This is a genomic window from Streptomyces sp. SID12501, assembly GCF_010550245.1.
Classification (GTDB): Bacteria; Actinomycetota; Actinomycetes; order Streptomycetales; family Streptomycetaceae; genus Streptomyces.
This window is the reverse complement of the sequence record NZ_JAAGLU010000009.1, coordinates 175,993-195,650: the sequence shown is the minus strand read 5'-3', so window position 1 is coordinate 195,650 and position 19,658 is coordinate 175,993. Positions and strand designations below refer to the sequence as shown.

Annotated in this window: 17 protein-coding genes, 1 other RNA gene and 2 pseudogenes; 13 read left to right on the top strand and 7 right to left on the bottom strand. The window is 70.8% G+C overall.

Annotated elements, in window-relative coordinates; translation table 11 throughout:
* Positions 1-22 precede the first annotated feature (22 nt).
* Complete coding sequence (locus G3I71_RS13130; protein ID WP_164314207.1) at positions 23-1,753, bottom strand: MFS transporter; 1,731 nt, start codon at positions 1,751-1,753, stop codon at positions 23-25.
* A gap of 274 nt (positions 1,754-2,027) precedes the next feature.
* On the opposite strand from G3I71_RS13130, the gene G3I71_RS13125 reads away from it, so the two are divergent.
* On the top strand, positions 2,028-2,573 hold the full coding sequence (locus G3I71_RS13125; protein WP_164314205.1) for a SigE family RNA polymerase sigma factor: 546 nt from the start codon (positions 2,028-2,030) through the stop codon (positions 2,571-2,573).
* Positions 2,573-3,415 carry a hypothetical protein gene (locus G3I71_RS13120; RefSeq protein ID WP_203730087.1) on the top strand — a complete coding sequence of 281 codons (843 nt, stop codon included), beginning with the start codon at positions 2,573-2,575 and terminating at the stop codon, positions 3,413-3,415. Before G3I71_RS13125 ends, G3I71_RS13120 begins: the two co-directional genes overlap by 1 nt.
* Positions 3,416-3,497: 82 nt before the next feature.
* Here G3I71_RS13120 and G3I71_RS13115 read toward each other — a convergent pair whose 3' ends face one another.
* Positions 3,498-4,130 (bottom strand): response regulator transcription factor, encoded by a 633-nt coding sequence (locus G3I71_RS13115; RefSeq protein WP_164314403.1) that lies wholly within the window; start codon positions 4,128-4,130, stop codon positions 3,498-3,500.
* Positions 4,131-4,135: 5 nt separating this feature from the next.
* A complete protein-coding gene (locus G3I71_RS13110; protein WP_164314202.1) occupies positions 4,136-5,560 on the bottom strand; it encodes a sensor histidine kinase in 1,425 nt (474 codons plus the stop codon).
* Positions 5,561-5,891: 331 nt separating this feature from the next.
* On the opposite strand from G3I71_RS13110, the gene G3I71_RS13105 reads away from it, so the two are divergent.
* The 3 genes from G3I71_RS13105 to G3I71_RS13095 all read left to right on the top strand — a co-directional run bounded on the left by G3I71_RS13105 (position 5,892) and on the right by G3I71_RS13095 (position 8,906).
* Complete coding sequence (locus G3I71_RS13105) at positions 5,892-6,752, top strand: MaoC/PaaZ C-terminal domain-containing protein (protein ID WP_164314200.1); 861 nt, start codon at positions 5,892-5,894, stop codon at positions 6,750-6,752.
* A 93-nt stretch (positions 6,753-6,845) separates the two neighbouring features.
* A complete protein-coding gene (locus G3I71_RS13100) occupies positions 6,846-7,922 on the top strand; it encodes a Zn-dependent alcohol dehydrogenase (RefSeq protein ID WP_164314199.1) in 1,077 nt (358 codons plus the stop codon).
* A 9-nt stretch (positions 7,923-7,931) separates the two neighbouring features.
* Positions 7,932-8,906: a 3-oxoacyl-ACP reductase gene (locus G3I71_RS13095; protein ID WP_164314197.1), complete on the top strand. Its 975-nt coding sequence runs from the start codon at positions 7,932-7,934 to the stop codon at positions 8,904-8,906.
* Between the two features lie 89 nt (positions 8,907-8,995).
* Here the strand turns inward: G3I71_RS13095 and G3I71_RS50310 are convergent, their stop codons facing one another.
* Together G3I71_RS50310 and G3I71_RS13090 are read right to left on the bottom strand one after the other, a co-directional pair.
* Positions 8,996-9,163, bottom strand: coding sequence for a hypothetical protein (locus tag G3I71_RS50310; protein ID WP_203730085.1), 168 nt, complete (start codon positions 9,161-9,163; stop codon positions 8,996-8,998).
* Between the two features lie 96 nt (positions 9,164-9,259).
* On the bottom strand, positions 9,260-10,528 hold the full coding sequence (locus G3I71_RS13090; RefSeq protein ID WP_164314195.1) for a hypothetical protein: 1,269 nt from the start codon (positions 10,526-10,528) through the stop codon (positions 9,260-9,262).
* A gap of 257 nt (positions 10,529-10,785) precedes the next feature.
* Between G3I71_RS13090 and G3I71_RS13085 the strand changes: the two genes are divergently transcribed.
* From G3I71_RS13085 to G3I71_RS13075, 3 genes are read left to right on the top strand one after another with little or no spacing between them, the layout of a single operon-like run.
* Positions 10,786-11,667 carry a Nif3-like dinuclear metal center hexameric protein gene (locus G3I71_RS13085; protein ID WP_164314193.1) on the top strand — a complete coding sequence of 294 codons (882 nt, stop codon included), beginning with the start codon at positions 10,786-10,788 and terminating at the stop codon, positions 11,665-11,667.
* Positions 11,664-12,407, top strand: coding sequence for a C4-type zinc ribbon domain-containing protein (locus G3I71_RS52690; protein ID WP_164314401.1), 744 nt, complete (start codon positions 11,664-11,666; stop codon positions 12,405-12,407). The genes G3I71_RS13085 and G3I71_RS52690 overlap by 4 nt, the downstream gene beginning before the upstream one ends.
* Positions 12,408-12,438: 31 nt before the next feature.
* The gene (locus G3I71_RS13075) at positions 12,439-13,599 is read left to right on the top strand and encodes a bifunctional RNase H/acid phosphatase (RefSeq protein WP_164314191.1); all 1,161 of its coding nucleotides are present in this window, start codon (positions 12,439-12,441) and stop codon (positions 13,597-13,599) included.
* Between the two features lie 13 nt (positions 13,600-13,612).
* On the opposite strand, the gene eda is transcribed toward G3I71_RS13075, so the two are convergent.
* Both eda and yaaA read right to left on the bottom strand, forming a co-directional pair.
* The gene (gene eda / locus G3I71_RS13070; RefSeq protein WP_239149122.1) at positions 13,613-14,266 is read right to left on the bottom strand and encodes a bifunctional 4-hydroxy-2-oxoglutarate aldolase/2-dehydro-3-deoxy-phosphogluconate aldolase; all 654 of its coding nucleotides are present in this window, start codon (positions 14,264-14,266) and stop codon (positions 13,613-13,615) included.
* 135 nt (positions 14,267-14,401) lie between these two features.
* Positions 14,402-15,187, bottom strand: a complete 786-nt coding sequence (gene yaaA, locus G3I71_RS13065; protein ID WP_164314189.1) for a peroxide stress protein YaaA — start codon at positions 15,185-15,187, stop codon at positions 14,402-14,404.
* 111 nt (positions 15,188-15,298) lie between these two features.
* Here yaaA and G3I71_RS13060 point away from each other — a divergent pair, with 111 nt between their 5' ends.
* The 5 genes and pseudogenes from G3I71_RS13060 to G3I71_RS51070 form a co-directional block, all read left to right on the top strand.
* Positions 15,299-16,804 (top strand): RNB domain-containing ribonuclease, encoded by a 1,506-nt coding sequence (locus tag G3I71_RS13060; RefSeq protein ID WP_164314187.1) that lies wholly within the window; start codon positions 15,299-15,301, stop codon positions 16,802-16,804.
* A gap of 54 nt (positions 16,805-16,858) precedes the next feature.
* Positions 16,859-17,722, top strand: a complete 864-nt coding sequence (locus G3I71_RS13055; protein WP_164314185.1) for an AraC family transcriptional regulator — start codon at positions 16,859-16,861, stop codon at positions 17,720-17,722.
* Positions 17,719-18,501, top strand: a pseudogene (locus tag G3I71_RS52915) (DMT family transporter); the annotation flags it as partial. The gene G3I71_RS13055 and the pseudogene G3I71_RS52915, both read left to right, overlap by 4 nt.
* Positions 18,502-18,616: 115 nt before the next feature.
* Positions 18,617-19,049: RNase P RNA component class A (rnpB, locus tag G3I71_RS13045), an RNA gene on the top strand.
* 56 nt (positions 19,050-19,105) lie between these two features.
* Positions 19,106-19,441, top strand: a pseudogene (locus tag G3I71_RS51070) (transposase); the annotation flags it as partial.
* Positions 19,442-19,658 lie beyond the last annotated feature (217 nt).

Here is a 19,658-nt window from a genome sequence, read left to right as displayed (position 1 = left end):
CCCCGAGCCCGGCGCGCAGCGCCTACGCGCTGACGGTCTCCCCAGGCAGGGACAGGTCGAGATCGACCGTCCCGTCCGCTCCCGCATGGGTCGCAGACGAGGCGAGCGGCCCATGGCCGGAGGCCCGCGCGGCCAGGACGTACGCACCCTGCGAGGGAACGGCGAGCGCGTAACTCCCGTCGGCCTCGGAGAGCGTCGCGCCCGCCTGGCGCCCGCGCTGATCGATCAGAGTGACCTTGGCACGGGCGACCGGGCTGCCGTCGGCACCCAGCACCCGCCCGCGGAACCCGGAGCCGAGCACGGCGGCCTCCTCGCTGCTCGCCCGCAGCTGCGGCTTGCTCGCCGGGCGCCGCCCCGGCAGGAACAGGGCCAGCAGCAGGCCGACCAGCACCGCACCCGTGGCGATCAGGAAGGAGACGCGGAAGCCGTGCATCGTGGGGATCACGACGCCGCCCACATGGTCCGCGGTGTTGGCGAGCACCATGCCGATGACGGCGCTGGACACGGACGTACCGATGGAGCGCATGAGGGTGTTCAGGCCGTTGGCCGCGCCGGTCTCGGAGGCCGGGACCGCGCCGACGATCAGGGCGGGGAGAGAGGAGTAGGCGAGGCCGATACCGGCGCCCAGCACCACCGCGATGATCAGGGACTGCCAGGCGGCGCTCATCAGGCCGAGGCCGGCGCCGTAGCCGATCGCGATGATCAGCAGGCCGAGGATGAGGGTGACCTTGGGCCCGTACCTGGCGGAGAGGCGGGCATAGACGGGCGCCGTGAACATCATCGTCAGGCCGAGGGGCGCCACGATCAGGCCTGCCATGACCATCGACTGGCCGAGGCCGTAGCCGGTCGAGGTGGGCAGCTGGAGGAGCTGGGGCAGGACGAGCGAGACGACGAAGAAGGAGACGCCGACCATGATCGAGGCGAGGTTGGTGAAGAGGACGGCGGGCCGGGCGGTGGTCCGCAGGTCCACCAGCGGGGCCTTCAGCCGCAGCTCCAGCACGCCCCACAGGAGGAGTACGAGGGCGGACGCGCCGAACAGGCCGAGCGTGGTGCCGGAGGTCCAGCCCCAGTCGCTGCCCTTGGTGATCGGCAGCAGGAAGAGGACGAGGCCGACGGACAGTCCGATGGCCCCGAGGACGTCGAAGGTGCCCTCGGCGCGCATTTCGGACTCGGGTACGACGAGCAGGGTGAGGACGATGGCGAGGGCGCCGAGGCCGGCCGCGCCGTAGAAGAGGGCGTGCCAGTCGGAGTGCTGGGCGATCAGCGCGGCGAGAGGGAGCGCGAGGCCGCCGCCGACGCCGATGGAGGAGCTCATCAGGGCCATCGCCGAGGGGAGCTTCTCGCGGGGCAGCAGGTCGCGCATCAGACCGATGCCGAGGGGGATGGCACCCATGGCGAAGCCCTGGAGCGCACGGCCCGCGATCATGGTCAGCAGGTCGCTGGTGAGCGCGCTGACGAGGGCGCCGACCACCATCACAGAGAGGCTGGCGATCAGCAGGCGCCGCTTGCCGTACAGGTCACCGAGCCGCCCCATGATCGGCGTGGCCACGGCTCCGGAGAGGAGCGTCGAGGTCAGCACCCAGGTGGAGTTGCTGGGCGAGGTGCTCAGCAGTTGGGGCAGGTCCTTGATGACGGGGACGAGCAGGGTCTGCATGACCGCGACAACGATGCCCGCGAAGGCGAGCACCGGGACGATGGCTCCGCCCGTTCTGCCGGTTCCACCGGCGGGCCGGTCGGTCGTCGTGTGCGTCATGGGGTGGGGCCTCCAGGCAGGTCCGGGCGGGGGTACGTGTGAGATGAACCCGTGTGCCTGGGCAACTATTCCGATGTTTTGGCGTACTAACTAATCCTTGACCTGCTCGTGGGAATCTGATTTGCCGTCACGTGTCCGGCCCCGTTCGGCGTCCTCTCTGCTGTCCCGTCTGCCGTTCTGTCTGCCGTTCTGTGCGGGCTCACAGAAAATGTTCTGGGATCGGGGCAACGATTTGGGCGGCTCATGGACTCCTTTGAACATCTAGGAGGTGCTCATGGGGGAACGGGATCGGAAAGTGGCTCGGGACGAGGAGTTCCAGAGCTTCGTCATCGGCCGCTGGCCAAGGCTGATGCGTACGGCGTTTCTGCTCACGGGGGAGCAGCACGCGGCGGAGGACCTGGTCCAGTCGACGCTGGAACAGGTCTATGTGGCCTGGCGGAGAGTCGGTTCGGCCGACGACCCGGAGGCGTATGTGCGGCGCGTGATGATCAACGCGCACGCACGCAAGCACCGCAGGCGGCTCAAGGAGTTCCTGGCGCCCAAGGACGACGAGGGCCTGGCGCACGAGCTGCCCGACACCGGCGACCACATCGCCAGGGCCGACGACCGAGGGGCGCTACTCAAGGCGCTGGCCCAGCTGCCGCCCCGGCAGCGGGAGGCGGTGGTGCTGCGGTACTGGGAGGACCTGACCGAGACGCAGGCCGCACAGGCGATGGGCTGCTCGGTGGGCGCGGTGAAGAGCAGCGCGGCCAAGGGGATCGCGAAACTCCGCGCCATACCGGGCCTGGCCGAGACGGTGACACACGGAGGGCGGAAGTGATGAGCGCGGACCGGGAGAAGAACCAGGACATGGCACACGGCGACACCGCACACACGGACATCACCTTTCTGCTGGCCGGCGCGGCGGACGAGGTCGAGATCGGCATAGCCCCCTACCAGGCGGTGGTCCGCGGCGGCCGTCGCCGCAGGGCCCGCCGCTGGGCGGTGGCGTCGGCGGCGGCCCTGGTGATCGCCGCGTCGACGGGAACCCTGGCCCTGGCGGGCATCGGCGACGGCAACGGCGACGGAGTGAACCAGGCGGCGATCCAGCCACAGACGGCGGAGGAGCGGCACGTGTACGAGCCTCAGCGGACCACGATCGCGACGGGCACGGACCGGGGGGTGGAGTGGCGAGTCACCATCGACATCTGGGGAGCACCGAGGAACGAGGCGGAGGCGGTGCGGCAGTTCGATTCCATGGCCGAGGAAGGAGTGAGTCCGCCTGACGCGAAGATCCCCAAGGACCTGGTGGGCAAGGGCTTTTTCGTCGTCCACCGTGTCGTCGGCGGCAGCGGGACGCAGGTGATGTTTGGCGAGATCGACAAGACCAACACCATGTCCGGTACGGATCTGCAGTCGGCCGCGATGCCACTGGAACGGAACGACACCCTCAAGGTCGGAGCCGTGCATCGCCTGGTGATCGGCGAGGTGGCCCCCACGGCCCGGACGGTCACCTGCACCTGGGACGACGGCACCACATCGGTCGCCCGCAAGGTCCCGGCGAACTACGAGCTGAACAGCGAGGAGCCGGTGATCAGGCCGGTCGCGGGGTCTCAGGCGGCCTGGTTCGTGTGCTTGGGAGGGGAGGAGAGGGCGTTCAAGTCGGTGAAGGTGACCGGGTAGCGGGGGAGGAGCTCGGTGGCGGGGCCGAGAACCGCACCGCGGGCCGCTGCAAGCGCCGGGCCCACGCCGAAGCAGCTAAAGCCTAGAGCCACCCCTGCTGCCGAGCCTCCCGCACCGCCTCCATCCGGTTACGGGTCCCGGTCTTACCGATGGCCGCCGACAGATAGTTCCGGACCGTCGACTCGGAGAGATGAAGCCTGCCGGCGACATCGGCGACCGTCGCCCCGTCCACCGAGGCCTTCAGAACCTCGCACTCGCGAGCCGTGAGCGGATTGGGCCCTGCGCTCAGCGCAGCCGCGGCAAGGGCCGGGTCGATGACCGTCTCCCCCGTCAGCACACGGCGGATCGCCGCCGCCAACTCCTCCACGGGCCCGTCCTTGACGAGGAAACCGGCGGCCCCCGCCTCCATGGCCCGGCGCAGATAGCCGGGGCGGCCGAAGGTGGTCAGGATCAGCACCCGGCAGTCCGGGGCCTCGTCGCGGAGTCGGGCGGCGGCGTCCAGTCCGCTGATACCCGGCAGCTCGATGTCGAGGAGCGCCACGTCCGGGCGGTGCAGCAGCGCAGCGTCGACGATCGCGTCACCGGCCGCGACCTGGGCGACGACGGTGATGTCCGGCTCCATCCCGAGCAACAGGGCGAGAGCACCTCGCATCATCTGCTGGTCCTCGGCGAGGAGGACCCTGATGGACTTCGAGGGACGGTAGTCCCGGGGCATCTCGTTCACGGAGTAAGGGTAGGGCGGATGTGGGGGTTGACCTGGGAAGGAGAGGCCGAAAGAGAGGAAGAGGACGATGAAGAAGGTGACGGTGACCGTGACGGCGACGAAGAAGATGCAGGGGAAGGCGTTTCGGCCGCCAGGTGTGGCAGGTCGGACAGGTGTGGCAGGTCGGGCAGTTCGGCCGTCACCAGGAACCCGCCCCGAGGCATCGGACCCGCCGACAGCGAGCCTCCCGCCGCCGCCAGGCGTTCCGTCAGACCCTTGAGCCCCGTACCGCCGATACCCGTCCGGGCGGCCTCAGCGGGCAGCGTCACGCCCGTCCCGTTGTCCGCGACAGTCAGCCGCACCCGCCCGCCCGTGCCCTCCACTCCCAGGCCCTCCACGCCCGCGCCCTCCACCGTGATCTCGCAGCGGGTGGCACGGCTGTGCCGCAGGACGTTCGTGACCGCCTCCCGTACCACCCAGCCCAACAGTGCCTCCGTCGGCGACGGCAGGGGCGCGCCCGAGCGGTGGATCACCGGAGTGACGGCCGCCGCCGTCAGGACCGAGTCCGCCCGGTCCAGCTCCGTGGCCAGGCTGCCCTGCCGGTAGCCGGTCACCGCCTCGCGGATCTCCGTCAGGGCCTGGCGGCCCACCGACTCGATGTCCGTGATCTGGAGCAGGGCGGCGTCCATGTCCCGGGGCGCCAGCCGCCGGGCCGCCTCCGACTTCACCACGATCACGGACAGGGTGTGGCCCAGCAGATCGTGCAGGTCGCGGGAGAAGCGGAGCCGTTCCTCCTCGACCGCGCGGCGCGCCAACTCCTCACGCGCCGCCCGCAGTTCACGTACCGCCTCGGTCAGGGACAGGATCGCCGCCGTCACCATCGTCGACAGGAAGGTCCCGTATGCCACGTTCAGCGCGTCCCAGCCCTCCCGGACCGAGGAGACCGTCGCCGCGAGGGCGGTGAGCGCGAGTCCGGTGCTGCCCAGCCACGGGCCCCGCATCACCGCGCCCGTGGCCAGCCCGAGCAGCGGGAAGAAGTAGAGCCAGCTGCCGCCGTAGACGATCGCCAGCGCGCAGGTCACCGCGCCCATCACGACGAGCGCCACCCGCGTCGATCTGGCGTCCCGCGTCTCCTTCGAGAAGGCGCGGAACGTGACGTAGATGTAGAGGGAGTTGAAGGTGAGCAGGCCCAGGGCGCCGATCCAGGGCAGCGGGGTCCGGCCCTGGAGCAGGTTGGAGAAGGAGCCCATGCCCATCAGCAGCCAGGGCAGCAGGGCGAATCCGGTGGGTGGCGGGCCCGGGTTCTCCGGCTCCGGCATCCGGCCGCCCGACTTCCGCGCGGCCCGCCGGGCAGCCTTGTACCGCGCCATGTCCGCCCGCCAGCGCACCCGTTCGGCCCGCCACTCGCCCACCTGGCAGGCGGCCTCTCGCATCCAGAACATGGACGACAGCGTACGAAGCGAGGGGCACGCCGGGCAGATGCCGATGTACGGACTCCGGCAGGACAAATGTCCCGGCCCGGTGTGCCGGCCGGTCCGGGATCGCTGAGCTGACGCATCGTCAGGAGTATTCACAACTCAGGACCGCTCGGCTATACAACAGGGGGCGCCGGGCTGGAACCCGTTCTAGAACGGCCCGTATCGACCTCGGTGCGGCCGACGGTGCGGACGGTCGTACCGAGGTCTCAGTCCCGCCAGATTTCCGTCCTGTGAGATGTCCCTGCGAGATGTCTGTCGTGTGGGATGTCCGTCCCGCCAGTCGACCAGGAGCCCCATGCCCATTGACGCCGCCAAGGCCGTCGCCGCCGAACCCCGGTCCGCAGAGATCGCCTGGGGTCGCAAGGACGTCCAGCTCTACCACCTCGGCATCGGCGCAGGCGTCCCGGCGACCGACCCCGGCGAGCTGCGCTACACCCTCGAATCCCGGCTGCACGTCCTGCCCAGCTTCGCCACCGTCGCCGGCAACGACTCCCCGGACGTGATCAGCGGTCTCTCCATGCCCGGTGTCGACGTCGACCTCGCCCACGTCCTGCACGGCGGCCAGAGCATCGAGCTGCACCGTCCGATCCCGGTCGAGGGCAAGGCGCGCGCCACCGGGAGCATCGCCGCCGTGTACGACAAGGGCAACGCGGCGATCCTCGTCATGCGCACCGAAGTCGCCGACGCTGAAGGGCCGTTGTGGACGAGCGACGCGCAGATCTTCGTACGCGGAGAGGGCGGATGGGGCGGTGACAGGGGACCCTCGAACCGGCTCCCGGCGCCCGACACCGAGCCCGCGAAGGTCGTCGAGCGGACCGTCCGCGACGACCAGGCGCTGCTCTACCGGCTCTCCGGCGACTGGAACCCGCTGCACGCCGACCCCGACTTCGCCGCCCGCGCCGGGTTCGAGCGGCCCATCCTGCACGGCCTGTGCACCTACGGCATGACGCTGAAGGCGGTCGTCGACACGGTGCTCGGCGGGGACGTCGGCCGGGTCCGCGCGTACCGCACCCGCTTCGCCGGGGTCGTGTTCCCCGGGGAGACCCTCCGTATCCGGATGTGGACGCACGAACCGGACCGCGTCCAGGTGTCGGTCACCGCCGTCGATCGGGACGAGGCGCCGGTACTGGCCGACACGGTCGTCGAACACTCGTGACCATGACCGCGCACACGTACACGCACTCGTACGTCCCTGTACTCCCTGCACATCCCTGTACATCCCTGTAGGTCCCCGAAGGGAGCCGCACCAATGCGCGCAGCCGTACTGCATGAGATCGGGCAGGACAAGCTCGACATCCTGGACGACGTCGAGGCCGTGGGCTTCGGTCCCGGCAAGGTGAGGATCCGGGTCCGGGCCACCGGGCTGTGCCACTCGGACCTCTCCGCGATGAACGGCGTACTGCCGCAGCCGGCGCCCTTCGTCCCCGGCCACGAAGGCGCGGGCGAGATCCTCGAAGTCGGGGACGGCGTAAGCCATGTGAAGCCCGGTGACCGGGTCGTCGTCTGCTGGCTGCCCGCCTGCGGCGTATGTCCTGCGTGCAAGCGCGGCCAGACCGAACTGTGTCTCGCCGGGTTCATGAACGCGGGCACCCCCAACTTCCGGCGCCCCGGCGGCGACATCTTCGGCATGGCCGGCACCGGCACCTTCGCCGAGGAGGTCGTCGTCGACGCCGGCTGCGCGGTGCCCATCCCCGACGACGTGCCCTTCGACATCGCCGCCCTCATCGGCTGCGGTGTGACCACCGGACTCGGCGCCGCCCTCAACACCGCTGATGTGCAGGCCGGTTCGTCGGTCGCCGTCATCGGCTGCGGAGGCGTCGGCATCTCCGCGATACAGGGCGCGCGGCTCCAGGGCGCCGCCGAGATCGTCGCCGTCGACCCCGTGCTCTCACGCCGGGAGGCGGCCCTCAAGTTCGGTGCCACGAGGGCCGTTTCACCGGACGAGCTGGCCGACGCCAAGCAACAGGTCACCGGCGGCGAGGGGTTCGACTACGTATTCGAGGTCGTCGGCCGCTCCGCCACCGCCCGCACCGCCTACGACACCACCCGGCGCGGCGGCACCATGGTCGTCGTCGGTGCGGGCGCCATGGACGACAACCTCCAACTCAACATGTTCGAGCTGTTCTTCGACGAGAAGCGCATCCTGCCGTCCATGTACGGCGGCGGCGACGTTCTGCGGTCCTACGAGCGCACGATCGCCCTCTGGCGTGCCGGACGCGTCGACCTCGCGGGCCTCATCACCCACCGCGTACCGCTCTCCGGCATCAACGAGGCCCTCGACCAGATGCGCACCGGAACCGCGCTGCGTACGTGCATCGAGATCTGAGGGACGCCGATGTCACCACTGTCACCGTCATTGCCACCGTCACTGCCACTTGAGGGACTCGCCGCGATCGTCACGGGTGCGGGGCGCGGTCTGGGCCGGGTCGAGGCGCTGGAACTGGCCCGGCTCGGCGCGGCCGTCGTCGTCAACGACTACGGGCAGCCCGGCCGGGACGGCTCCGGCGAGGCGTCCGCCACCCCCGCTGAGGAGGTCGCCGCCGAGATCCGCGCGGCGGGCGGCACGGCGATCGCCCACACCGGAGACGTCGCCGATCACGAACAGGCGCGTGAACTGGTCGAGTTGGCGATCGCCGAGTTCGGAAAGCTGGACGTCCTCGTCAACAACGCGGGCATCCTGCGCGACCGCATGGTCTTCTCCATGACGGAGGGGGAGTGGGACGCCGTCATACGGGTTCACCTCAAGGGGCACTTCAACACGACCCACTTCGCCGCCGCGCACTGGCGGGAGCGCGCCAAGGCGACCGGCGCACCGGTGTACGGGCGGATCGTGAACACCTCCTCGGAGGCGTTTCTCGCCGGCTCGGCCGGACAGCCCAACTACGCCGCCGCGAAAGGCGGAATCGTCGGCCTGACCACCTCCACGGCCCTCGCCCTCGCCAAGTACGGCGTCACGGCGAACGCCATCTGCCCCCGCGCCCGGACCCGTATGACCGAGGACGTCTTCCAGGGCGTCGAGCGGTCGGAGGAAGGTCACGGAAGCCTCGACCCCCTCGCCCCCGAGCATGTCGCCCCGCTCGTCGGCTACCTGGCGTCCCCGGCCGCCGGACACGTCAACGGACAGCTGCTCGTCGTCCATGGCGGGATGGTCGCAGTCGTCGAACGCCCGCGGGTGGCCGCGAAGTTCGACAGCAAGCAGGACACCTTCACCTACGACGAACTGGACGCGCTCCTCACTCCGCACTACGCGGAGCGGCCCGCCGGGGAGACGTTCGCGGCGGCGGAGGTACTCGGACTCAAGCGCGCCTGACGCAGCGGCCGGCACAGCGCCTGACAGCAAAAAGCAGCCCCGCCCGTAACCAGCCAACCGGGCGGGGCCGCACGTTGCTCGACGTACCGTCAGGCCATGTTCTCGGCCTGGTCGGACGGCTTGCGATGACGGCCGTGCGGGGCCGTCTCGTCGTTGTGGGCCGAGACCGGCCCCCGGTGTCTGCCGTAGCCACTGCTGTGGCCCGTAGCCTCGTGGGCATCGGCGGACAGCGGCTGCATGGTGCTTGCGTCGTTCATCGGAAAGTGTTCACCCCGTCAACATGATCTTTCTACAGCCGGGTGATCTTAACCAGCACAACTCGGGGTGACACGAGCCGCACGCACCGACCGGGACTAGTTCGTTACAAGCTTCGCCACTTCGTTACCGGGCTTCCCTGCCTTCGCCACGAGCCGCCCCAGCGGAGCCTGTTGCAACGGCACCGGCCGGGCCACCGCGACGGGCGCGGGAGCAGTCGTTTCCGGGCCTGTCGCCGCTCCCGACTCCAACGTCACGCACGCCGCGGTCTCCTCGGACCTCTCGACCCCTTCGGACCTCTCGGCCCGCAGTCGAGCCACCCCGCACGGCATCTCCCCCGTCACGTAAGGCAGTTGAAGCTCCCCGTCCCTGCTCCACAGCCCCGCCCCCGGCAACCACCCCTCCGGCGCCGGAAGATGCCGCACCTGTCGCTCCGAGGGCCGCCAGACCCCCACCCAGCTCCCCGCCGAGCCGTCCACGCGCAACGCCACCCCGCAGCTCTCCGGCGTCAGCACCTGCCCCGGCTGGATCGCGAACGGCGTGAGTGTGCACCCGTCGATGCGCAGGCACTCCGGGAAGCGCACCGGCAGGGTGCTGCCGAGCACTCCCCAGCCCAACCGTTCCTGCTGCCCGGGTGAGGGCGCGTCCGAGCCGATCAGCAGCAGTCCGCTGTCCGCGTCCGCGAGCAGCAGCCGGTCGTTGCTCTCCGCCGAGATCTGGAGCAGCGGCGACACCTCGCCGTCGCGCTCCAGATCGACCACGATCGCCTTCGTGCGCCCCCCGACCTCCCGGTCGAGGGCGAGCAGCCGCCCCGTGCGGTCCAGCCAGACCCCGCCCGAGCAACGGCCGGGCACCTCCGTGACGTACTCGGGCCCGAAGGCGCCGCCCGCGACCAGCCACACCGTCGTGGAACGCCGGCCCAGGGCGAGGGCGTACGCGCGGTCGCCGCCCGGAGCGGGGGGCAGCAGGCGCAGCCGGGTACCGGCGTCGGGGCACTCGACCGCGCCGAGCGGGAGTTCGCCGGTGCCGGGGCCGGTCGGATAGAGGAGCGCGAAGGTGTGCCGGCCGTCGATCGAGCGGTGGATGAGGACCCGCCCGTCTCCCATCGGCAGTACCTGTGTGCCGGGCTCCTCCGGCTGGTTGCCGGGCAGCGGCACGGCGTACGGCTCGGGCCCGTCGAGCGTCCAGCGCTCCGGAAACCAGGAGTCGCCGCTCCGCGAGTCGCCACTCCGCACGAGCCGGGCGGCGTAGGCGCCGTCCGCCGTGATCGCCAACTCCGCCCCGGGGGAAAATCCGTCCTCCGCCATGGGTCCGATCGCCATGGGTTCGATCATGGGCTCGATCGCTTCGATCGCACAGGCCGTCATCGATCGGTCACCTCCGGCGACGAAACTAGTTTTCGCACGCACAGACGTGGGACCGGGCGGCGACCATTTCACACATAAGGGTGGCCCAGTAACGATTCGCCTGAGGAAACGGTGGCGCGTGTGCTGACGGGGACCGGGGACGTCAGTGGGGACGGAGGTGGGGATGGCAGTGGGGGCGGCGGTGGGACGGCCGTGGGGCGACAGCGGGGTGGACACACCGGTTCAGCCGTACGGAACAGCCAGGTAGCCTTGCGCTCGTGCCTCGTCTGTCTGAAGTCATCACCGCGCTGGAGACCCTGTGGCCCGCCGAGCGGGCCGAGTCCTGGGACGCGGTCGGCACGGTCGTGGGCGACCCCGATCAGGAGGTCTCCCGGGTCCTGTTCGCCGTGGACCCCGTCCAGGACATCGTCGACGAGGCCGTGAAGCTGGGCGCCGACCTGCTGGTCACCCACCACCCGCTCTATCTGCGCGGTACGACCACGGTCGCGGCGGACACCTTCAAGGGCCGGGTCGTGCACACCCTCATCAAGCACGACATCGCCCTCCACGTCGCCCACACCAACGCCGACGTCGCCGACCCGGGAGTCAGCGACGCCCTCGCCGGCGCCCTCGACCTGCGGGTCGTACGACCGCTCGTACCGGACCCCACCGACCCGGCGGGCAGACGCGGCCTCGGCCGGGTCTGCGAGCTGGACCACCCGCTGACCGTCCGCGAGTTCGCCGCCCGAGCCGCCGAACGGCTGCCCGCGACCGCGCAGGGCATCCGGGTCGCCGGCGACCCCGAGGCCCTCGTCCGTACGGTCGCCGTCAGCGGCGGCTCCGGCGACAGCCTCTTCGACGACGTACGCGCGGCCGGTGTCGACGCCTTCCTCACCGCGGACCTGCGCCACCACCCGGCGAGCGAGGCCCGCGCCCAAAGTGCCCATGGCGCCGGCACCCACAACCCCCTCGCGCTGCTCGACGCGGCGCACTGGGCCACCGAGTGGCCCTGGTGCGAGCTGGCCGCCGCCCAGCTCGACGCGATCTCCGACCGGCACGGATGGGGCCTTCGGGTCCACGTCTCCGCCACGGTCACCGACCCCTGGACGGCCCACGCGGCGTCCACCACCACCTCTGAAGCACTGGGAGCCCCCAACTGAACGCCGAGCCCGCCGACCAGATCCGACTTCTCGACGTCCAGGCTCTCGACGTACGCCTCCAGCAGCTCGCGCACAAGCGCAAGTCGCTGCCCGAGCACGCCGAGATCGAGTCGCTGACCAAGGACCTCACGCAGCTGCGCGACCTGCTGGTGGCCGCGACGACCGAGGAGAGCGACTGCGCCCGCGAGCAGACCAAGGCCGAGCAGGACGTGGACCAGGTGCGTCAGCGCGCCACCCGCGACCAGCAGCGCCTGGACTCCGGCGCCGTCAGCTCGTCCAAGGACCTGGAGAACCTCCAGCGCGAGATCGTCTCCCTCGCCAAGCGGCAGGGCGACCTGGAGGACATCGTCCTGGAGGTCATGGAGCGCCGTGAGTCCGCGCAGGAACGGGTCGCCGAGCTGACCGAGCGGGTCGGCGCCTTCCAGGGCAAGATCGACGACGCGACCGCGCGGCGCGAGGCGGCATACGAGTCCCTCGCCGGCGAGGCAGGCACGGCGACGAAGGAGCGCGAGGTCATCTCGGGTTCGGTGCCCGACGAACTCCTCAAGCTGTACGACAAGCTGCGCCAGCAGCAGGGCGGGGTCGGCGCCGCCCGTCTCTTCCAGCGCCGCTGCGAGGGCTGCCGCCTGGAGCTGAACATCACCGAGGTCAACGAGGTGAAGGCCGCCCCCCGCAACGCCGTACTGCGCTGCGAGAACTGCCGCCGCATCCTGGTGCGCACGTCGGAGTCGGGTCTGTAAGTCAGTTGTAGGTCAGCAAGGAGCTTGTGGCGTGCGGGAGTTCATCGTCGAGGCCGACGGCGGTTCCCGGGGCAACCCGGGGCCCGCGGGCTATGGTTCCGTCGTCATCGACGCGGCCACGGGCGAGACGCTGGCGGAGACGGCCGAGTACATCGGCGTCGCCACGAACAACGTCGCCGAGTACCGGGGCTTGGTCGCCGGCCTGCGCGCGGCACGCGAACTGGACCCGACCGCCGCCGTGCACGTCCGGATGGACTCCAAGCTGGTCGTCGAGCAGATGTCGGGCCGCTGGAAGATCAAGCACCCGGACATGAAGCCGCTGGCGGCGGAGGCCGCCCAGGTGTTCCCGCTCGCCGGGCAGGTGACGTACGAGTGGATCCCGCGCGAGAGGAACAAGCACGCGGACCGCTTGGCGAACGAGGCGATGGACGCGGGCAAGCGCGGCGAACAGTGGTCGGCGTCCACGTCGACGGCGGAGTTGGACGCGGGCCTCACCTCCACGACCGCTGACGCGGACACCGGTGCTGCCACGAAGGTGGCCGTCGGCTGGTCGGCGCCCGCGGATCTCGGCCCGCCGGCAACGTTCGTACTCCTGCGCCACGGCGAGACCCTCCTCACCCCCCAGAAGCGCTTCTCGGGCAGCGGCGGCACCGACCCGTCCCTCTCGGACGTGGGCCTGGACCAGGCCGAGCGGGTGGCGGCGTCCTTGGCCGGGCGCGGCACGATCGAGGCGATCGTCGCGTCCCCCCTGACCCGCACGCGCCAGACCGCCGCCGCTGTGGCGACCCGCCTCGGCCTCGACGTGACCATCGACGACGGCCTGCGCGAGACGGACTTCGGCGCGTGGGAGGGGCTGACCTTCGGCGAGGTGCGCGAGCGCTACCCGGACGACATGAACGCCTGGTTGGCCTCCCCGAAGGCCGAACCGACGGGCGGCGGCGAGAGCTTCGCGGCGACCGCACGCCGAATGGCCGTCACCCGCGACAAGTTGATCGCTGCCCACGCGGGCCGTACGGTCCTGCTGGTCACCCACGTGACCCCGATCAAGACCCTCATCCGCCTGGCCCTGGGCGCCCCACCCGAGTCCCTGTTCCGCATGGAACTCTCAGCGGCCTCACTGTCGGCGGTGGCGTACTACGCGGACGGCAACGCGAGCGTACGGCTCTTCAACGACACATCCCACCTGCGCTGAGCCTCGTACTCCCTCAGCGGAGTCCTGCTGCCTCGCGGGCCAGCGTCTCGACCTGGCCCCAGTCGTGCGCGGCGACGACATCCGCCGGAAGCATCCAACTCCCGCCCACGCAACCGACGTTGGGCAGCGCGCGATATTCGGGTGCGTTCGCGAAACTGATCCCCCCGGTCGGGCAGAACCGGGCCTGGGGGAGTGGCCCGGACAACGACTTCAGATACGCGATGCCGCCCGCCGCCTCCGCCGGAAAGAACTTCATCTCCCGCACCCCACGCTCCAACAGCGCTACGACTTCGGACGTCGTCGACACTCCGGGCAGGAACGGCAGCCCGGAAGCCCGCATGGACTCCAGCAGTACGTCCGTCCAGCCCGGGCTGACGAGAAAACGCGCCCCGGCGGCGAGCGCGTCGGACACCTGCGCCGGCGAGATGACGGTGCCCGCGCCGACCACCGCGCCGGGGACTCCGTCGGCGATGGCCCGGATGGCGTCGAGCGCGACGGGCGTACGCAGGGTGACCTCGATGGCAGGCAACCCCCCGGCGACGAGCGCCCGAGCAAGCGGCACGGCGTCGGCCAGGTCCTCGACGACGACCACGGGGACGACAGGCGCAAGATCAAGAACGGAGGGGCCGGAGGGGCAGGAGGGGCCGGCCATGGGGAGGCTGAGCATGCGCCTCATCCTGCCCCCGGCCTACAGTGCGCGCAACGGGCGTTGTGCATGCTGCAATAGGGCGCGTTACCGAAGGGGCGCGGGGAACTGCGCGACAAGCCACAACGACGCAGTAGACGGCCGACAACCCATGGCTCAGTGAATCTCGTCCACCAGCACATCCAACGCCCACGCAGTCCCCGCCCCTCTCGGCGGAGCCTCCCCCTCCACCACGTACCCGAGATCCCGCAATACCTCCACCAGCTCCCCGGGCCCGGAGGGTGCCACCCCCGCACTCACCAGGCTCCGCACGATCCTCCCCTTCGTCGCCTTGTTGAAGTGACTGACCACCTTCCGGGTCGGCGCGTGCAACACCCGCACAGTCGCCGTCCGCCCGGCAACCTCGCCCTTCGGCTTCCAGGCGGAGCCATACGCGGAGGACCGCAGATCGAGAACGAGCCCGTCAGCGGCCACCTCGGGAAGGACGGCGGCCATCGGGGCACGCCAATGCGCGCCCAGCGCACCGAGCCCGGGCAGCTTCACGCCCATCGAGCACCGGTACGAGGGGATACGGTCCGTGACCCGTACGGCGCCCCAGAGCCCCGAGAAGACGAGCAGCGAACGCGCGGCCCGCTTCTTCGCGGCGGCGTCGAGAGAGGCGAGGTCGAGGGCGTCGTACAGCACCCCCGTGTAGACCTGCCCGGCAGGCCGCGCGCCGGCGGTGAGCAGGTCGACGTTCTTGGCGACCTCACCCCGCAGCCCCTCACTCAGCCCGAGCACCTCACGCGCCTTGTCCTCGTCACCGACGCACAGCTCGACAAGCTCCCCGAGAACAGCCTCGCGGGCACCCGTGAGCCCCGGCAGAGACAGCGACTCCAGCTTCAACGGGGCGCCACGACCCGAAGCGGCCTTGCCTTCGGAGGGGGGCAGCAGGACAAGCACGGTGAGTTCTCCAAACGGCTACACAGGTATGCGGGTACGCAGGTACGCGGGTCGACCCGCGTCAGATTACGTGGTGAGGCGGGTCGTCCGGATTATGCCTACGCTCGTTCCATGCCTCGCCGCCGCATACGAGTGACCGGCGCCCCCGAAGCCCCTCTCCGGGCCGCCCTCACCGCGCTACGCACCGAACTGGGCGTCCCCGACAGCTTCCCGCCCGCGGTACTGGCGGAGGCGGACCGGGCGGCGAAGAACCCCGCTCTCCCGCCGCTCGACGCCACGGACATCCCGTTCTTCACCATCGACCCGCCCACGTCCACGGACCTGGACCAGGCGATGCACTTGTCCCGCCGCCCCGACGGCGGCTTCCGCGTCCGGTACGCCATCGCGGACGTGGCGGCATTCGTCGTACCGGGCGGGGCGTTGGACGCGGAGACGCACCGCCGGGTCACCACCCTCTACTTCCCGGACGAGAAGACCCCGCTGCACCCGCCGGTACTCAGCGAGAACGCCGCGAGCCTCCTCCCCGACCGGACCCGCCCGGCCGCCCTCTGGACGATCGACCTGGACGCGGACGGCCGTACGGTCGCCGTGGACGTCCACCGGGCCCTGGTCCGCAGCCGCGCCAAACTCGACTACGAGGGCGTGCAGCGGCAACTCGACGCAGGAACGGCGGAGGAGCCCCTGGCCCTCCTCAAGGACATAGGCGAGGCGAGGGAACGCCTGGAAGCCGAACGCGGCGGAATCTCCCTGAACGTCCCGGAGCAGGAAATAGTCGAAGACGAGGACGAGGACGAGGACGAGGACGAGGGCCAGGGTGAGGACGAGAACGAGAACGAGGGCGCTCGTACGTACTCACTCACCTACCGTGCACCACTGCCCGCCGAAGGCTGGAACGCCCAGATCTCCCTACTCACGGGCATGGCGGCGGCCGAGCTGATGCTGACGCACGGCACCGGAGTGCTCCGCACCCTCCCCGCAGCACCGGACGGCGCGGTCGGCCGCCTGCGCCGCACCGCGCAGGCCCTGCACATCGACTGGCCGCACCACGTCTCGTACGCGGCCCTGATCCGCTCCCTGGACCCACACCGCCCCCACCACGCGGCCTTCCTCCAGGAGTGCACGACCCTGCTACGAGGCGCGGGCTACACGATCTTCCGCGACGGCAACCTCCCTCCGCTCACCACCCACGCCGCCGTAGCCGCCCCCTACGCCCACTGCACGGCTCCCCTACGCCGCCTGGTCGACCGGTACGCCTCGGAGATCTGCCTGGCCGCCGTCACCGAACAGCCCCCGCCCGACTGGGTGTTGGCGGCCCTGGACGCCCTCCCCAAGGAGATGGCCGAGGGCGGGAGACGGGCGGGCGCGGTGGAACGCGGATGCGTGGACATCGTCGAGGCGGCACTGCTCAAGGACCGGGTGGGGGAGGTCTTCGAGGGGTGCGTGGTGGACGTGGAGGAACACAAACCGACGGTCGGGACAGTGCAGTTGGACTCCCCGGCGGTGGTCGCGCGCATCGAGGGCGGAGACGGGGTCCCGCTGCCGCTGGGGGAGCGACTGCGGGTACGGCTCACACGGGCCGAGCTGGGGGTGGCGGGGGTGAGGTTCGCACCGGCGTGACGGTCGCCCGGACACGACGGACTTCCTCGGACGCCTGCGAAGTACCGTGGAACCGTGAACGCAGACGGGGGCACACGGGAACAGGCGCTGTGGACCAGGGCGAGACTCGGCCGCTGCGGCCCCGCCCTGGACCTGCTCACCGCCCGCTTCGACCGGCACGTCTACGCCCCGCACGCCCACGACGAGTTCACGGTCGGGCTGTGCGTCGGCGGCTCCGAGGTAATCGACTACCGAGGTGGCCGCCTCCGCCCCAGGCCCGGTTCCATCGTCGTACTGGGCCCCGGAGAGATGCACACAGGCGGCCCGGACACCGCCGACGGCTACGCCTACCGCGCCCTGTACGCCGACACCTCCCTCCTCACGGACGGCACCACCGGCGACTTCCCGTACTTCCGTGAGCCTCTCCTCGACGACCCCGAACTGGCCGCCGCCTTCCGCGCCGTGCACACCGACCTGAGCGCCTGCCCGGACCCTCTGGAGGCCGAGTCCCGCCTCCCCTGGCTGCTCACAGCACTGGCCCGCCGCCACTCCACGGCCCGCCCGGTGAACGACCGGATTCCCGGCGCGGACCGGATAGCCCACGCGGTACGAACCCGCCTGGCCGACGAACTGACCGCCCCGCCTTCCCTCGCCGACCTCGCCACCGGCCTGGGCCTGTCCCGCTACCAACTCCTGCGCGCCTTCCGTACGACGGTCGGGATACCCCCGTACGCCTGGCTGGCCCAGCACCGCGTGACCCGGGCCAGAGCCCTGCTGGAGAGCGGACTACGCCCCGCGGAAGTCGCGTCGCTCGTAGGCTTCGCCGACCAGGCGCACCTGACCCGCTGGTTCCGGCGCGTGATGGGGGTGACCCCGGCGGCCTACCGCAACAGCGTTCAAGACGGCGGGAGGGGAAGGGGCCGACACTTGCCCGCATGACTGCACGCGGCTGGTTGTTGTTCTCCCTGATGGGAGTGGTCTGGGGCATCCCGTATCTGCTGATCAAGGTGGCGGTGGAGGCGGACCTGTCCCCGTCGACGGTGGTGTTCACGCGTTGTCTGCTGGGCGCGGCGATCCTCCTCCCCTTCGCGATCCGCCAAGGGGGTCTCGCACGAACGATACGAATGTCCTGGCGCCCGATGCTGGCGTTCGCGGTCATCGAGATCATCGGCCCGTGGTGGACCCTGACAGACGCGGAACGCCACCTCTCCAGCTCCACGGCGGGCCTGCTGATCGCGGGGGTGCCGATAGTCGGGCTCGCGCTGGCCCGCTTCTTCGGCAGCACGGAGAGGCTGGGGGCCCGGCGACTCACGGGCCTGACCCTGGGTTTGGCGGGCGTCGCGGTCCTGACCGTCCCGCACCTGACGGGCGGCGACGCCCGCTCGCTGGCGGAGGTGCTGCTGACGGTGATCGGCTATGCCTCGGCCCCGCTGATAGTGGCGCGCCATCTGAAGGACGTCCCGTCGCTCCACCTCACGGCGCCGTGCCTGGCGCTGGCGGCGCTGGTGTACGCCCCGGCGGCGGTGATCACCCGCCCGGAAACACTTCCGTCCACGCACGTACTGCTGGCCCTGGCTGTCCTGGGCGTGGTCTGCACGGCTCTCGCCTTCGTGGCGTTCCTGGAGCTGATCAAGGAGGTCGGTCCGACCCGGGCCACGGTGTTCACGTACGTCAATCCGGCGGTCGCGGTGGCGGCGGGTGCCGTGTTCCTGGACGAACCGCTGACGGTCGGCATCCTAGCCGCCTTCGCTCTCATCCTGGCGGGGTCTGTCCTGGCGACGGCCACTGGACCGCGTCGGGGCGGACGCCCGGTAGCATGGTTGACACGGCAGACGAGCCGGGCGGACGGCCGCGTGGACTCCCCTTCGGGGGCGCTCCCCGAGGAACGTCCGGGCTCCACAGGGCAGGGTGATGGCTAACGGCCACCCGGGGTGACCCGCGGGACAGTGCCACAGAAAACAGACCGCCAGGGCTGTGTCCTTGAAAGAGGGCGCTCCCCGGTAAGGGTGAAACGGTGGTGTAAGAGACCACCAGTGCCCAGGGTGACCTGGGCAGCTAGGTAAACCCCACCCGGAGCAAGGTCAAAAGGGAACGTCCCCATGGATATGGACGACGCTCCTGCGAGGACGTTCGAGGGCTGCCCGCCCGAGTCCTTGGGTAGACCGCACGAGGCCGGCGGCAACGCCGGCCCTAGATGGATGGCCGTCTCCCCGGCCGCCGCGAGGCAGCCGGGCGACAGAACCCGGCGTATAGCCCGACTCGTCTGCCGCCACTTGCGGCTTTGCCTGGGAAAGGGCCTCTGATCTGGGACGGAGACCCCTTCTTGGCTGGACCCGGCCGCGCATGCGTGACCCGCACGCGGCGGATCGTTGGACATGGCTCGTGATCGCTGCCCACACCCAACTCCGCCTCGCCGCCCCGTTGACCCTCGACCAGCGCAAGCCCTGGGAGAAGGTCACCCGTCCCGGCACGGTCCTCACGCCGACCCGCGTCCGACGCGGGTTACGACACCTCCGACCTCACTTGCCCTGCCCGGCCAGGGTGCCCAAACCCAGCCGTCCCGGCCCCGGACGCCCACCCGGCTCCAAGAACCGGCACCCCGCCACCCACCAGGACGTGGGCAAAACCATCACACGGCCCAGCACCCTCTCCGGCCGGAGTGCGCCGACCTGCCGCCCGCGCAGGTCTGGGTGCGCGTGCTGGACGCAGGCAAGTACTGGTGCTCAGAGCGGACGATGTACCGGATCCTGCCCGCGGCCGGGCAGAACGGCGAACGCCGCCGACAGACCACCCACCCGCCCGCGACGGTCCGAGCGGGCCGTCGCTTTCGCCCCGGGTGGGGCCTACGGGGCCGGGGCGTGGATCACGCCCCGGC